Raw genomic sequence first — 13724 nt, 5'->3', positions numbered from 1 at the left:
ACCCGTCTAATATCCATTGCGTTGCAATTAATGATGAGAATGGCATGCTGAATACACAACACTCCCCGTGGCCAAGTTTTACCGAAGAGGAAGCCTCTGCCGTTCATACTGTATTGATGTCCAATAAGGTGAACTATTGGACAGGCGACGAGTGCCGCAAATTTGAAAAAGAATTTGCGGAATGGGCGGGCACTTCACACGCCATAGCATTGGCGAACGGTACGCTCGCGTTGGAGTTGCCGTTAAAGGTGCTGGGCGTCGGTCCGGGCGACGAAGTGATCGTCACGCCACGCACGTTTATCGCCAGTATTTCCTGCGTGATTGGCTTTGGCGCGACGCCGGTATTTGCCGAGGTGGATCCGGATAGCGGGAATATCACGGCCGAGACCATCGCACGTTGCGTGACGCCGCGCACAAAAGCAGTGATTTGCGTGCATTTGGCTGGTTGGCCATGCGATATGGATCCGATCATGGCGCTGGCTGAGCGGCATGGCTTTTATGTGATTGAAGACTGCGCGCAAGCCCATGGCGCGCGCTACAAAGGACGTAGCGTTGGTTCGATTGGCCATGCTGCTGCATGGAGTTTTTGCCAGGACAAGATTATGACCACCGGCGGCGAGGGTGGCATGGTTACCACCAATGATGCAGAACTGTGGTCGCAGATGTGGTCGTACAAAGACCATGGTAAAAGCTATGACGCCGTATATAACCGGGTACATCCGCCGGGCTTCCGCTGGGTGCATGAAAGTTTCGGTACCAATTGGCGCATGCTTGAAATGCAGGCCGTCATTGGCCGCATTCAGTTGCGTCGTATGGCCAATTGGACTGAGCGCCGCAGTGCTAATGCCGGGGCGCTGACGGCGGCAATGCAACCATATGCCGGCCCGGCGGGGGCGGTGCGTTTGCCTGAATTTGAGAGCAATGACGGTGCCAGCGTGCATGCCCAGTACAAGTTTTATGCTTTCGTACGGCCCGAAAATCTGGCGCCGGGCTGGAGTCGCGATCGCATCGTGGCGGAAATTAACGCCCGCGGTGTTCCTTGCTATCAGGGTACGTGTTCCGAGGTTTATCTGGAAAAAGCGTTTGATGGGACCGGGTTCCGTCCGGCGGAGCCGTTTCCAGTCGCACGGGAATTAGGCCAGACCTCGCTGATGTGGCTGGTTCATCCGACCCTCACTGAAGCCGAGGTCGCCCAAACCTGTACAGTGACGGCCCAGGTATTGAAGGAAGCGATGGCTTGATGCCGTCCATTTGATTGCTGTCTGGAGTTTTGATGAAGTTATTCGTATATTGCGCAGGTGGTTTGGGTAAAGAAGTGTTCGACATCGCCAAGCGCGTGATTCAGGCGGAAGCAACCTGGGAATGTCTGAATTTCATTGATGATAATCCAGCGCTGGGAAAGAGTTTTTACGGCGCCAATGTTTTTACATTCAATGAATTTTTAGAGAAATTCGATTTGAATGAGGTAGAGGTCGTAATTGCCAATGGAGAGCCTGCGATCCGTAAGATTATTTACGATAAAGTCAAAGCACGCGGCGTCAAGTTAGGAAAGGTCATTGACCCCTCGGCAATTATTGCGGATACGGCCAAATTGGGCGAGGGCGTGATTATCACCTCATACTGTTCGGTCGTTAGTGATGCAGAACTGGGTGCTAATGTGGTCCTCAACTGCAAGGCTATTATCGGTCACGACATCAAAGTCGGTGCACATACTGTGATTTCCTCCATGGTTAACGTTGGCGGCGCCTGTGTTATTGGCGAGAGTTCATATGTTGGAATGGGAACGCAGATCAAAGAGGGAATCACCATCGGTAGCGAGGCAATTGTTGGCATGGGGTCGGTCGTATACAATGATGTCCCAGATGAAATGATTGCAATTGGCAATCCTGCGAGGCCGCTGCGCAAGAATGTCGATAAACGGGTTTTTAAGAAAAATTGAATAGGAATTTGAAATGACGAATATCGAAAAATACGCCAAGGTTTTTGTAGACAGCTTCGGCGTGGAAGCAAGCGTGCTGAATGAAACTTTTACGTATCAATGCGTTCCAGCCTGGGATTCGGTTGGCCATATGGGCATGATTGCTGCTCTGGAAGATGCGTTTGACATCATGATGGAAACTGACGATATCATTGATTTCAGCTCGTATACGAAAGGCCTGGAAACGTTGGCCAAGTACGGCGTCCAGTTTTAAATTCCTTTGCAGGCCATCGCATGAATTTCTATGACGACCTCCATGCCCATGGCGCCGCTATCGCATTGATTGCGGACGGGGGCGAACATATTACATACGATGGGTTGCAGAAGATAGCCGATGGCATCGGGGGCGCAACCACGTCCCGCACACTGGCATTTTGCCTATGTGAAAACAACGTGGAATCCGTTGCCGCGTATCTTGGATTTTTGCGCAAGCGCGTGGCGCCGCTGATGTTGAGTGCCAGCATCAACAGGGAATTACTTCAAAACCTGTTGCAGACTTACCGGCCTGCTTACCTCTGGTTGCCCGAGGGACTGGCTGACGTTTGCGCGGGTGCGAGGATCGTGCATCGCTATGGCTCGTATGCTTTGCTGCAAACACCGTACACCGATACGCCGTCATTGCATGGCGATCTGGCCCTGTTGCTGACGACATCAGGCAGTACCGGCAGTCCTATGCTGGTGCGCCAAAGCTACAAGAACATCGCCAGCAATGCAGCGGCGATTGCGCAGTATTTGGGTATCACCGGGGGCGACCGTCCTATCACGACACTGCCCATGAGCTATTCCTACGGGCTTTCCATACTCAACAGCCATTTTCTGCGCGGCTGCACAGTATTGCTGACGGCCAAGTCGTTGATGGATAAGGGCTTCTGGCAAATGCTGAAGACTGGGGAGGCTACCACGTTCGGTGGTGTTCCCTACGTATATGAAATGCTGAAACGGCTCAACTTCAAGCGCATGGATTTGCCCAGCCTGAAGACCCTGACCCAGGCGGGCGGCAAGCTCGATGCGGCGCTGGTGCGGGAATTTGCCGGTGTGTGCGCGGAAAAAGGGATTCGGTTCTTTGTCATGTATGGCCAGACCGAAGCGACTGCGCGCATGTCGTATCTGCCGCCCGACTACGCCGAATCGGCGGCCGGCAGCATCGGCGTAGCGATTCCGGGCGGGGAATTCTGGCTCGAAGATGAACAGGGTAAGGCGATTCTGGAAGAAGGCGCGACGGGCGAACTGGTATACCGGGGCGACAACGTCACGCTGGGCTATGCGTCGTGCGGTGCGGATCTGGCCAAAGGCGATGAAAACGGCGGCGTATTGCACACCGGCGACCTGGCCCGGCGCGATGCCGATGGCTTGTACTACATCGTGGGCCGCATGAAGCGGGTACTCAAGCTGTTTGGCAACCGCATCAACCTGGAAGAAGTTGAGCAAATGATTAGCGAGTTCGGCTATAGCTGTGTGTGCGCCGGCGTGGACGACCGGCTGCGCATTTATACCTGTGAAAAGGAAGGCCATGCGCAGATCAAGAGTTTTATCGTCGAACGCACCGGCATTCATCATTCCGCATTTGAAGTTGTCTACATTGACAGCATTCCACGCAACGAAGCAGGCAAAATCCTGTACTCCGCTTTGCACTGACTGGCGCCGACAAGAAAGGCAGGAACTGCTGTGTTTTCGCTGACTGAAATTCAGGATATCGCCCCATTCTCGCTCGATCGCGCGGAGAAAGAGGCATTGTACCGGCGCGCGTTGTCCTGGCTGAGCCAGCACCACTACGATAGGTGTGCCGGTTATCAGCGCATACTCGATGTGCTGGGGGTGGATCCCGCCAAAGCCGAAACCGTCCAGGATATTCCATTCATTCCGGTGCGCCTGTTCAAGGAATACGACTTGCTCAGTGTCGACCGTGATGCTGTGGTGAAAACCATGACGTCGTCCGGCACCTCGGGCCAGCGTGTATCGAAGATTTTCCTCGACAAGGATGCCTCGGCCACCCAGACCCGTATTCTCAGCAAGATTGTTGCTTCATTTATCGGCAAGAAGCGTTTGCCGATGCTGGTGATCGATTCGGCCTCCACGCTGAAAGACCGTCATACTTTTTCCGCACGGGGCGCCGGTATCCTTGGCTTTTCCATGTTTGGTCGCGACATGGCCTACGCGCTGGATGACAATATGCAGCTCGACATGCCGGCTGTGCAGGCATTTGTCGATGCGCACCGTGGCGAACCGATCCTGCTGTTTGGCTTCACTTTCATGATCTGGCAGCACTTCTATAAACCGCTGGCGGAAGCCGGGATTCAGCTGGATTTATCGAACGGCGTCATGATCCATGGCGGTGGCTGGAAAAAACTGATTGAAAGTGCGGTGGATAACGAGACGTTCAAGCGCGCTATCTTTGACGTCAGTGGCGTTGCCCGGGTACATAATTACTATGGCATGGTCGAGCAGACTGGATCTATTTTCATGGAGTGCGAGGCCGGCCATTTACATGCGTCCATTTTCTCGGATGTGTGCATTCGCGACCACCGTGATTTTTCTTCGTTGGCGCCAGGCCAGCAAGGTCTCGTGCAATTGATGTCCCTGCTGCCGACCAGTTATCCAGGCCATTCCATCTTGTCTGAAGATTTAGGCGAAATTGTCGGTGAAGATGATTGCGGCTGTGGCCGCAAGGGCAAATATTTCAAAATCCATGGCCGCATCAAGAGCGCCGAAGTCAGGGGATGTGGCGATGCCTACGCTGCCGGAACATAATTCTATTCAATACCTGATCCGCCCCGATGGCGGACAGCTGTGCGTTAAGCCGCTGGTGCCTTACCATCCGCTGGCCTGCGAATTCCTGGCGGAACTGTCGACCCGTATCTTGGCCGATGGCGATGCGCGGCGCTTTCCCGACGTGGTGTCGTTTGCTTACTGGTGCCGCAAGGCGAATATTGAAAAGCTGCGGCGCGAGCATGGGGAACAGCAGGTGCGCCTTGGCCTTGGATTGGCGTTCCATATCGCGCCATCGAATGTGCCCGTCAATTTTGCTTTTTCCTTCGTCTTTTCCCTGCTGGCCGGTAACGCGAATATCGTGCGTGTGCCGTCCAAGCCTTTTGAACAGATCGGCATCATCTGCCGCGCGATCAGTGCGCTGCTCGCTCAGGATAAATACCAGGACATTGCCGCGATGACGGCTTTTGTCGGCTATCCGCAGGATGACGCAGTGACGGCTGCCTTTTCTGTGATGTGCCATGCGCGCATTATCTGGGGCGGCGACCAGACCATCAGCCATATCCGCCAGATTCCTGCTTCGGCACGCTGTGTGGAAGTGGCGTTTTCAGACCGCTATTCGTTCGGTGTCGTGGATGCCGCCAGCGTGCAGGCAGCACAGCCGGCGCAAATTGAAGCGCTGGCCCAGGGCTTTTATAACGATATCTTCTTGATGGACCAGAATGCTTGCTCATCGCCGCACCTGCTGGTCTGGCTGGGCGAGGCTGATGCCATCGCCAAAGCTAAAGCAAAATTCTGGGAATGTGTGGCCGCTGTCACGCGAGCCAAACTGGATTTGCAGCCGGTAAATGCTGTCGACAAGTTCACGCTGTTGTGCCGCAATGCGATTGATTCCACCGAGGTGGCAGGCGTCCACCGGCATGGCAATTTCCTGTATCGCGTCAAGCTGGAGACGCTGCCGGAAAAAATGGAAGAGTTCCGTGGCAAGCATGGCCTCGTCTATGAGTTTGACACGGCTGCGCTGGACAGTGTCGCCGGAATTGTTAATCCCAAGTACCAAACCATGACTTATTTCGGGCTGGAAAAGACCGCGGCGATGGAATTTGTCGTGAAGAACCGCCTGAGCGGTATTGATCGGGTGGTGCCAGTGGGCACTGCGCTGGACATCGGCATTGTATGGGATGGCTATGACCTGGTACGCAGTCTGTCGCGCATCGTCGACTTCCGGTAGGGCTGGCCGGTACGGTATCGCGCCTATTATTTAGAACAATGAATGGAGTAATGCATGGAAGGTTTCAGCTTAAATTGTGTGCAGTTGCAGGAATATCAGCCTAACCGCTATCCATTCCTGATGATTGACCATGTTGACGAGGTGGTGCCAGGAAAGAGCGCGAAAGGTTTCAAGAACCTGACGATGAATGAATGGTATTTCCCGGTGCACTTCCCTGGCGGACCGAATATGCCTGGCGCACTGCAGTTGGAAGCGCTGGCGCAAATGCTGACGGTCGCCATTACTACGCAGCCTGGTCTGAAAGGCAAGGTCACACATGCGTTGCAACACACGGTGCGGTTCCGCAAAGAAGTTTTGCCTGGCGATAAATTTGTGATCGAGACGGAAGTGCTGTCGTGGAAACGCGGCATTTGCAAAGGCCGCGGCGTCGCTTATACCAACGGCGAAGTGGCGTGCGAAGCCGACATGCTGATCACGATTCCAGATATCCTCGAGCAATACCTGCCGAAGAAGGCATAGGTTCAGGACGGCTTGCCCGTTCGGTAAAAAACAACGCCCGCCTGCGGAAATGCCGCTGGTGGGCGATTGTGCAAATGGCGGTACGCAGCTTGCGTGACAAGGCCGGTGCAGCACGCTACACTTGCAGATTGGCATTGCCAGAAATGCCAGAGTGCAGGCGCATAGGAGACCAGTGGTTGTAATGGAAACTGTTGATGTATTAATTATTGGCGCCGGGGCTTCTGGTGCAGCTGTGGCTTGGTCTCTTAGCGAAACGAAACTGAATATTCTTTGTCTCGAGCAAGGTGACCGGATGGATGCCGGCCGCTATCCCAGCACGCAGCGCAACTGGGAAGTGCAACGCCTGGGGCCGTACAACGTCAGTCCAAATGTGCGAAAACTGCCATCGGACTACCCGATCAATGACCAGGATTCGCCTATCGCGATTGCCAACTTCAATGGTGTCGGCGGCAGCACGATCCTGTATTCGGGCCATTTTCCGCGCTTTCACCCATCCGACTTCAAGGTAAAAACCCTCGATGGTGTGGCAGATGACTGGCCGATTGATTACGAATTGCTGGACCCGTACTTTGCGCTGAACGACAAAATGATGGGCGTTTCCGGGCTGGGTGGCGACCCAGCTTATCCGCCTATTGAAGGTTTACAGCCGCCCGTGCCGATGGGCCGGATGGGTGAAAAGATCGGGGAAGGGTTTAATAAGCTGGGCTGGCACTGGTGGCCTGCCTACAGTGCGATTATTACGCGCCCCCATAAAGGGCGTGACCGCTGCATTAATCTTGGACCGTGCAATACCGGCTGTGCGCAGGGCGCGAAATCCAGTGTCGACATTACCTACTGGCCGGAGGCATTGCGCAATGGCGTCAAACTGAAAACGCGCGCCCGTGTCCGTGAAATCACGGTGGACAGCCAGGGTTTGGCGAACGGTGTGATTTATTACGACGAGACGGGCGCCGAATGCGTGCAGCGCGCTCGCATGGTGATCGTTGCCTGCAGCGGTGTCGGCACCCCGCGCCTGCTGCTCAATTCGCGTTCTTCCGCATTCCCGGATGGCTTGGCCAATAGTTCTGGCATGGTCGGCAAGAACCTGATGCTGCACCCGCTGGGCTACGTGGAAGGCGTCTTTGAAGAACAGCTGGATTCTCATCTGGGGCCGCACGGCTGCTGCATCCTGGGCCAGGAATTTTATGAAACGGACCAGGCGCGGGGCTTTGTGCGCGGGTATACCATGCAAGTGCTGCGTGGTCCGGGGCCGATTGAAACAGCCATGGCAGGTATTGCACGGCGCGACATACCTTGGGGACAGGGGCATCATGCGGCTTTCGCTGCCCGTTTCGGCCACACGATCGGCATGGGCATTATTGTCGAAGATTTGCCTGAGCCAACCAATACCGTCACGCTGGATCCGGAATTAAAGGATGCGCATGGCATACCTGCACCAAAGATCACTTATCGGTTGAGTGAAAACAGCAAGAAAATGCTGGCGCACGGGCTGGAGCGCGGTAAGGAAGTTATGACGGCAGCCGGTTCTGTAAAAAACTTTGCCTTTGGTCCGGTGCGCAACACGGGGTGGCACTTGATGGGAACTGCCCGCATGGGCAGTAACCCGGCCACGTCCGTGGTGGATGCATTTGGCCGTAGTCATGATGTACCGAACCTGTTTGTCGTCGACAGCAGTATTTTTGTCACGTCGGGTGGTGTGAATCCCGTGTCGACGATGCAGGCAGTGGCTTTATATATTGCCGACAATATCAAGAAAAACTTGCCGGCTATTTTAGGTTAAGGGAGCGTCATGGCGATCGTAAATTTCGTTGATACGGGCGTATTAAGCGCAGAGCAGGACCAGATGCTGCGGGTCGTGCTGGACATGATCATTCCCGCCAGCGACGATGGCCGCCTGCCCAGTGCCGCTGACGTGAATTTCTTCGCCTATGTGCGCAATAATGGCGCGCGCGCATGGCTGCAGCAGGGGTTGGACAGTATTGCTGAAGAATGCCATGCCGCGCATGGCGTGGCATTCGCGGTACTGGACCGGGAGCAGCAGGGCCAGCTGATTGAAAAACTCAAGCGCAAGCTGTTCCGCTTCTTTGGCGAACTGGGCAGTCAAGTGGTGCAATGTTATTACCAGGATGACCGTGTCATGGCGGCGATCGGCATGGATCCGCGCTCGCCATTTCCATTGGGTTATTTCCCCATAGATGGCGACCTGGCCATGCTGGAACCTGTATTTGAACGTGGGCAGATTTACCGCGACTGCACGCCGACACCCTAATTTATTTCGAGGATTACATGCTTTTAAAGAACAAGACGGCTATCGTTACCGGCTCCAGCCGTGGTATCGGCAAAGAAATTTTGCGTGTCTTCGCGGAAAACGGCGCCAATTTGTTTGCCTGTGCCCGCAAGGAAACAGAAGAATTTACGCGCGACCTGGCGGAACTGGCCGAACGCACCGGCGTGGCAATCACTCCTGTCTACTTCGACTTGACGGACAGCGAACAAGTCAAAGCCGGGGTGCGTACGATTATCTCGACCAAACAAAAGGTCGATGTGCTGGTCAACAATGCAGGCGTGGCAACCGGTTCGTTTTTCCAGATGGCGTCTTTGCCCGACATGAAGAATGTGTTTGAGGTGAATTTCTTTTCGCAACTGTTGTTTTCTCAGGGTATTTCCCGCTACATGGCGCGCTCGAAAGCTGGCTCGATCATCAATATCGCGTCGACAGCAGGTCTGGTCGGGGATGCCGGCATGACCAGCTATGGTTCCAGCAAGGCGGCGCTGATGTTTGCCACGAAAACCATGGCGACTGAACTGGGCGAGTCCGGTATTCGCGCCAATGCGATTGCGCCGAACGTGACCCGCACCGACATGTACGACCAGATGGAAGAAAAGGCGCGTGACAAGCTGATCGCGTCGACAGCGTTGAAGCGTCCTGCCGAACCGGTGGAAATCGCAAACGTTGCGTTGTTCCTGGCCAGCGACTTGTCCTCTTACGTGACGGGGCAGGTGCTGCGCGTAGATGGCGGTCAAATTTAACGCGCTGGCTCGCCAGTGTTTTCAGAATTTAATATCAAGGAGTGATGAGAATGAATGAACAGGCTATCCGCGACATGGCGCTGAAAATGAGAAGGAGCATTCTCGACATTAGCCATACCTGCAACCTGAGCGCGCATTTGGGCGGTGGCTTGTCGATGGTGGATATCACGGCGACCCTGTATGGCAGCGTGATGCGCTTTCAGAAAGATAATCCGGCGTGGGAAGGCCGCGATCGCTTTATTCTTAGCAAGGGGCACGGCGTACTGGGCTATTTCAGCGCACTGCTGGCTGCCGGCATCATCAGCGAAGAAAAATTTGCCACGTTCCAGACCAATGAAAGTGATTTGATTGCCCACCCGGTCATGAATATGGAGCTGGGCATGGAATCATCCAACGGCAGCCTGGGGCAAGGCTTGTCGCTGGGTGTCGGCTTGGCGCTGGCCGCGAAAAAGAAAGGCATGGACCACAAGATTTACGTCTTGCTGGGCGATGGCGAATGCAACGAAGGCTCCGTTTGGGAAGCGGTGATGTGCGCCGCCCAGTTGAAGCTGGATAATCTGGTGGCCATCGTTGACTACAACCGCCTGCAGAGCGATGGCGCTGCGCCGGACATCATCGATTTCGGCAACTTTGAAGACAAATGGAAGGCTTTTGGCTGGAACGTTTGCGGCATCGATGGCCACAACATTCCTGAAATCCACAATGCACTGGTGAATTGCCAGGTCGAAGGCAAACCTAAGGTACTGGTCGCCCATACCGTCAAGGGTAAGGGCGTGAAGTTTATGGAAAATAATAACGAGTGGCATCATAACCGTTTGACGAAAACGCACTATGAGCAGGCTCTGATCGAATTGGAAGGAAATTAAATGGTCGAATTCACTGCAAGTAATGCGCGTCAATGGTCCCGTCTGGGCTCGCGCGGCGTGTTTGGACAAGCTATTCTGGCGCTGGCGGAATCCACGCCGGATTTGATGGTCCTGTCGGCTGACCTGGGTAATTCGTCGGGGCTGGACCGTTTCAAGAAAGCCTATCCGTCGCAATTCCTGAATGTCGGCATTGCCGAGCAAAACCTGATTGGTGTGGCCGCAGGTTTGGCGAAGGAAGGCTTGAACGTGTTTGCCACGTCGTTTGCACCCTTCCTGTCGATGCGTGCCAGTGAGCAGATTCGCATGAACATGGGATATATGAATCTGCCGGTGAAAGCCGTGGCGATCGGCAGCGGTGTATCGATGGCTTACCTGGGCAATTCACACTACGGTATCGAAGATGCCGCCGTGATGCGCGCCATCCCGAATATGACGGTGGTGTCGCCAGCGGACTGCATGGAAATCGTCAAATGTGTGTTTGCCGCGGCCAAGTTTGACGGCCCGCTGTATATCCGCCTGACGGGGGCGCCGAATAACCCGATGGTGTACCAAGGGGATTACGAGTTCGAAATCGGTAAAGCAATCACTTTGCGCGAAGGTACCGATATTACCATCGTTGCCAACGGCACCATGGTGTATGAATCGCTGGAAGCCGCCAAATTGCTGGAAGCGCAAGGCGTGTCGGCGACCGTGGTAAATATGCATACGATTAAGCCGCTCGATACCGCGGTGCTCGACAAGGCGATTAAATCGTCGAAGCTGATCGTGACGGTGGAAGAGCACAGCGTCATTGGTGGCCTGGGTAGTGCCGTAGCCGAATACAAGGCGGGCTTCCGCAACGCGCCGGCACAGGTCATTATTGGCTTGCCGGATTTGTTCGGCAAAACTGCGGAGTACCGTTATTTGCTGGACAAATATGGCTTGGTTGCGAACAAGATCGCACAGAAAATTATGGACAGTCTGGACTGAGGTTGTTGGCCGGGAATCTACGCACCGGCTGATAGCGATTCCCATAAAAAATGCCCCGGCGCTGAAAAGCGCCGGGGCATTTTTTTATCTGGAAATTCTGTTCAGGCAATCGTATCGGCACGCATGGTTTCAATGATTTCCTGAGGTTCTTGCTCAAGCCATAACAGGTCGGAAATTGGTGAATTCGGCCGATATTCCCTGACCATTTTCATCAACTGGTTGCGGATGGTGTCGTGCTCCATACGGTCGCAAGCTTCGTCTAATTGCTTCAGCATGATTTCCAGGAATGGCCAGTCTATTTCAGTTTCCTGGGCACGCATGATCAACGGATGCGACGTGCCGGAGACGTTATTGCCGATCAGAAGCTCTTCGTACAGTTTTTCTCCTGGGCGCAAACCAATAAAGCGGATCTCGATATTCCCATGCGGACAGGCGGGAGATTTCACTTCTTGTCCGCTCAATTGCACCATACGCTGTGCCAAGTCGGCGATACGGACAGGTTCTCCCATATCCAACACAAATACGTCGCCACCGGTGGCCATCGAACCCGCCTGAAGTACCAATTGCGCTGCTTCGGGAATGGTCATGAAGTAGCGGGTAATTTCCGGGTGCGTTAGTGTGATTGGGCCACCTGCTGCAATTTGCTTGCGGAACAGAGGGACTACAGAGCCTGATGATCCGAGGACGTTGCCGAAGCGGACCATGGAAAACCGCGTGTTACTGCCTTGTCGTGTAAAGGCTTGCAAGATCAGTTCGGCAAGCCGTTTAGTAGCCCCCATGACATTGGTCGGGCGCACAGCTTTATCAGTGGAAATCAGGATAAAACAATTGACGCTAGCGGCGATAGCGGCTTTGGCAAAGTTCAACGTGCCAAAAACATTGTTCCGGATGCCTTCAATGGGATTGTGCTCGACCAGCGGAACGTGCTTGTATGCCGCCGCATGGTAGACCGTTTCAATGCCCAGCGACGTCATAATGCGTTTGCACTTCTCATAATCCAAAACAGAACCTACGAAGGGAAGCAATTCCACTTCGAGACCATGCATGGCAATGATTTCCTTTAATTCCTGTTCAATCGAATACAGTGCAAATTCTGATAATTCAAGTAATGCCAGGCGTGATGGTTTAAGTAAAATAATCTGGCGGCATAGTTCAGAGCCGATTGAACCGCCTGCGCCGCTGACCAGCACGGCTTTCCCTTCAATACACGGTGACATTAAATGCGGGTCAGGAGCAACGGAATTGCGACCCAGTAAATCATCAATTTCAATCTCCCTTACGTCTTGCACTTGTGCATTTCCGCGCAACAAATCTGCGATGGGAGGCGTAATTTTGATTTTGAGCTTCAAGTCAGCCAAGCGGGCAACAATCAGCCGTTGCTCATCAGTACTTAGCGATGGCATCGCAAGCAATACCGTATCGATGTTGTGTTGCGCTGCCAGCCGACCCAAATGCGCAGGCGAATAAACGCGAATGCCGCCTATGGTTGTGTTCTGGCGTTGCGGGTTGTCATCAACAAACAGGATGGGATTGTATTCGCGGCTGGGTTTCAGGGCGTTGGCCAGCAAACTGCCGCCTTGGCCGGCGCCATAGATGGCAACACGCCGGCGATCGCCGCCGATGTAAGCTCCGGCGAATATGCTCCGAGCAATCAGGCGGCTAATGAGCACGTAAAGTACCGCCGTCACTGAATAGATGATAAATACTGCCGGGGTTAGCAATGGCGCCTGAAGTTGGTGTGCTGTTTCAGCCAGGACCAGTACCGAAAGCGTGACCCCCGCTACAACGGTGCCAATAATTTTTTGATCAATGTAGCGCACCACAGCCCGATACAAGCCCAACATGGCAAAAGTTGGGATAGCAAACAGGCTGGTGGCCAGAGCCCACCAAGTGAAATGTCCAAAGGTGGATCCTTGCAGTGTTTCCAGGTGAAGCGCTAGCGCCAGGCTGAAGATTAGGGGGAGACAGATTGCATCTGTAATGGCGGCAATTAATTGCTTTTGCCGGCGGGAAAGGTTCAGGAAAGTGTTCTTCATCTATGCGTCAGGATAGCTAGTAGCCCAGCTGCACCGCCTCTTATGAGAAATACATACCGATCGCATTACAGTCCGTGGCCGTGTTGCGTAATGACCGGAAAACGGAGCGGAAGAGCTCAAGTTGGTGCAAGAAAAGTTGTCTTAATTCTAACCTAGCCATGCTGCAGTTGGAAATTGCCTAATTTTACATGATGTTGTAGACCGGGAATCTATCGAATTATCGCTAAATACCGTATCGCCCCCATCATTGCGGGTCACTGCTGTTCCATTCTAAGATTGAAAAGCTGCATGGTTGCTATCGTCGTGCATATAAGTGGTCTACGTACAACATTTTCGACCATCATTGGTGAAAAGATATTGCGTATGAGATAATCAAACGATGTGTTTAT

General features: G+C 53.8%; 13 protein-coding genes. 12 read left to right on the top strand and 1 reads right to left on the bottom strand.

The window, feature by feature from the left end:
* The first annotated feature begins 44 nt into the window (after positions 1-44).
* The 12 genes from GM668_RS00235 (at position 45) to GM668_RS00180 (ending at position 11299) form a co-directional block, all read left to right on the top strand.
* Entirely contained in the window at positions 45-1241 is a 1197-nt protein-coding gene (locus GM668_RS00235; protein WP_155436937.1) for a DegT/DnrJ/EryC1/StrS family aminotransferase, read from the top strand.
* Positions 1242-1273: 32 nt separating this feature from the next.
* Entirely contained in the window at positions 1274-1939 is a 666-nt protein-coding gene (locus GM668_RS00230) for an acetyltransferase (RefSeq protein WP_155436936.1), read from the top strand.
* Positions 1940-1952: 13 nt separating this feature from the next.
* Positions 1953-2192: an acyl carrier protein gene (locus GM668_RS00225; protein ID WP_155436935.1), complete on the top strand. Its 240-nt coding sequence runs from the start codon at positions 1953-1955 to the stop codon at positions 2190-2192.
* Between the two features lie 20 nt (positions 2193-2212).
* The gene (locus GM668_RS00220; RefSeq protein ID WP_155436934.1) at positions 2213-3613 is read left to right on the top strand and encodes an AMP-binding protein; all 1401 of its coding nucleotides are present in this window, start codon (positions 2213-2215) and stop codon (positions 3611-3613) included.
* Positions 3614-3643: 30 nt separating this feature from the next.
* On the top strand, positions 3644-4726 hold the full coding sequence (locus GM668_RS00215; protein WP_170305434.1) for a LuxE/PaaK family acyltransferase: 1083 nt from the start codon (positions 3644-3646) through the stop codon (positions 4724-4726).
* Positions 4704-5915, top strand: a complete 1212-nt coding sequence (locus GM668_RS00210; RefSeq protein ID WP_170305433.1) for an acyl-CoA reductase — start codon at positions 4704-4706, stop codon at positions 5913-5915. The genes GM668_RS00215 and GM668_RS00210 overlap by 23 nt, the downstream gene beginning before the upstream one ends.
* A gap of 54 nt (positions 5916-5969) precedes the next feature.
* A complete protein-coding gene (fabZ, locus tag GM668_RS00205; RefSeq protein ID WP_155436932.1) occupies positions 5970-6434 on the top strand; it encodes a 3-hydroxyacyl-ACP dehydratase FabZ in 465 nt (154 codons plus the stop codon).
* A 181-nt stretch (positions 6435-6615) separates the two neighbouring features.
* The gene (locus GM668_RS00200; protein ID WP_155436931.1) at positions 6616-8214 is read left to right on the top strand and encodes a GMC family oxidoreductase; all 1599 of its coding nucleotides are present in this window, start codon (positions 6616-6618) and stop codon (positions 8212-8214) included.
* Between the two features lie 9 nt (positions 8215-8223).
* On the top strand, positions 8224-8703 hold the full coding sequence (locus GM668_RS00195; protein WP_155436930.1) for a gluconate 2-dehydrogenase subunit 3 family protein: 480 nt from the start codon (positions 8224-8226) through the stop codon (positions 8701-8703).
* A 17-nt stretch (positions 8704-8720) separates the two neighbouring features.
* The gene (locus GM668_RS00190) at positions 8721-9464 is read left to right on the top strand and encodes an SDR family NAD(P)-dependent oxidoreductase (RefSeq protein ID WP_155436929.1); all 744 of its coding nucleotides are present in this window, start codon (positions 8721-8723) and stop codon (positions 9462-9464) included.
* A 50-nt stretch (positions 9465-9514) separates the two neighbouring features.
* Positions 9515-10330: a transketolase gene (locus GM668_RS00185; RefSeq protein WP_155436928.1), complete on the top strand. Its 816-nt coding sequence runs from the start codon at positions 9515-9517 to the stop codon at positions 10328-10330.
* Positions 10331-11299, top strand: coding sequence for a transketolase family protein (locus tag GM668_RS00180; RefSeq protein WP_155436927.1), 969 nt, complete (start codon positions 10331-10333; stop codon positions 11297-11299). It begins immediately after the preceding gene.
* Positions 11300-11400: 101 nt separating this feature from the next.
* On the opposite strand, the gene GM668_RS00175 is transcribed toward GM668_RS00180, so the two are convergent.
* Entirely contained in the window at positions 11401-13335 is a 1935-nt protein-coding gene (locus GM668_RS00175) for a polysaccharide biosynthesis protein (protein ID WP_155436926.1), read from the bottom strand.
* Between the last annotated feature and the right edge of the window lie 389 nt (positions 13336-13724).

Source organism: Pseudoduganella ginsengisoli, assembly GCF_009720865.1.
Classification (GTDB): domain Bacteria; phylum Pseudomonadota; class Gammaproteobacteria; order Burkholderiales; family Burkholderiaceae_D; genus Rugamonas; species Rugamonas ginsengisoli.
This window is presented reverse-complemented; position numbering and strand designations above follow the sequence as displayed.

Bases quoted from the DNA above. Each gene is read 5' to 3' on its own strand.
- GM668_RS00230 (WP_155436936.1), top strand. From the start codon at position 1,274: ATGAAGTTATTCGTATATTGCGCAGGTGGTTTGGGTAAAGAAGTGTTC.
- GM668_RS00180 (WP_155436927.1), top strand. From the start codon at position 10,331: ATGGTCGAATTCACTGCAAGTAATGCGCGTCAATGGTCCCGTCTGGGC.
- GM668_RS00210 (WP_170305433.1), top strand. From the start codon at position 4,704: ATGCCTACGCTGCCGGAACATAATTCTATTCAATACCTGATCCGCCCC.
- GM668_RS00175 (WP_155436926.1), bottom strand. From the start codon at position 13,335: ATGAAGAACACTTTCCTGAACCTTTCCCGCCGGCAAAAGCAATTAATT.
- fabZ (WP_155436932.1), top strand. From the start codon at position 5,970: ATGGAAGGTTTCAGCTTAAATTGTGTGCAGTTGCAGGAATATCAGCCT.
- GM668_RS00225 (WP_155436935.1), top strand. From the start codon at position 1,953: ATGACGAATATCGAAAAATACGCCAAGGTTTTTGTAGACAGCTTCGGC.
- GM668_RS00235 (WP_155436937.1), top strand. From the start codon at position 45: ATGCTGAATACACAACACTCCCCGTGGCCAAGTTTTACCGAAGAGGAA.
- GM668_RS00200 (WP_155436931.1), top strand. From the start codon at position 6,616: ATGGAAACTGTTGATGTATTAATTATTGGCGCCGGGGCTTCTGGTGCA.
- GM668_RS00195 (WP_155436930.1), top strand. From the start codon at position 8,224: ATGGCGATCGTAAATTTCGTTGATACGGGCGTATTAAGCGCAGAGCAG.
- GM668_RS00190 (WP_155436929.1), top strand. From the start codon at position 8,721: ATGCTTTTAAAGAACAAGACGGCTATCGTTACCGGCTCCAGCCGTGGT.
- GM668_RS00185 (WP_155436928.1), top strand. From the start codon at position 9,515: ATGAATGAACAGGCTATCCGCGACATGGCGCTGAAAATGAGAAGGAGC.
- GM668_RS00220 (WP_155436934.1), top strand. From the start codon at position 2,213: ATGAATTTCTATGACGACCTCCATGCCCATGGCGCCGCTATCGCATTG.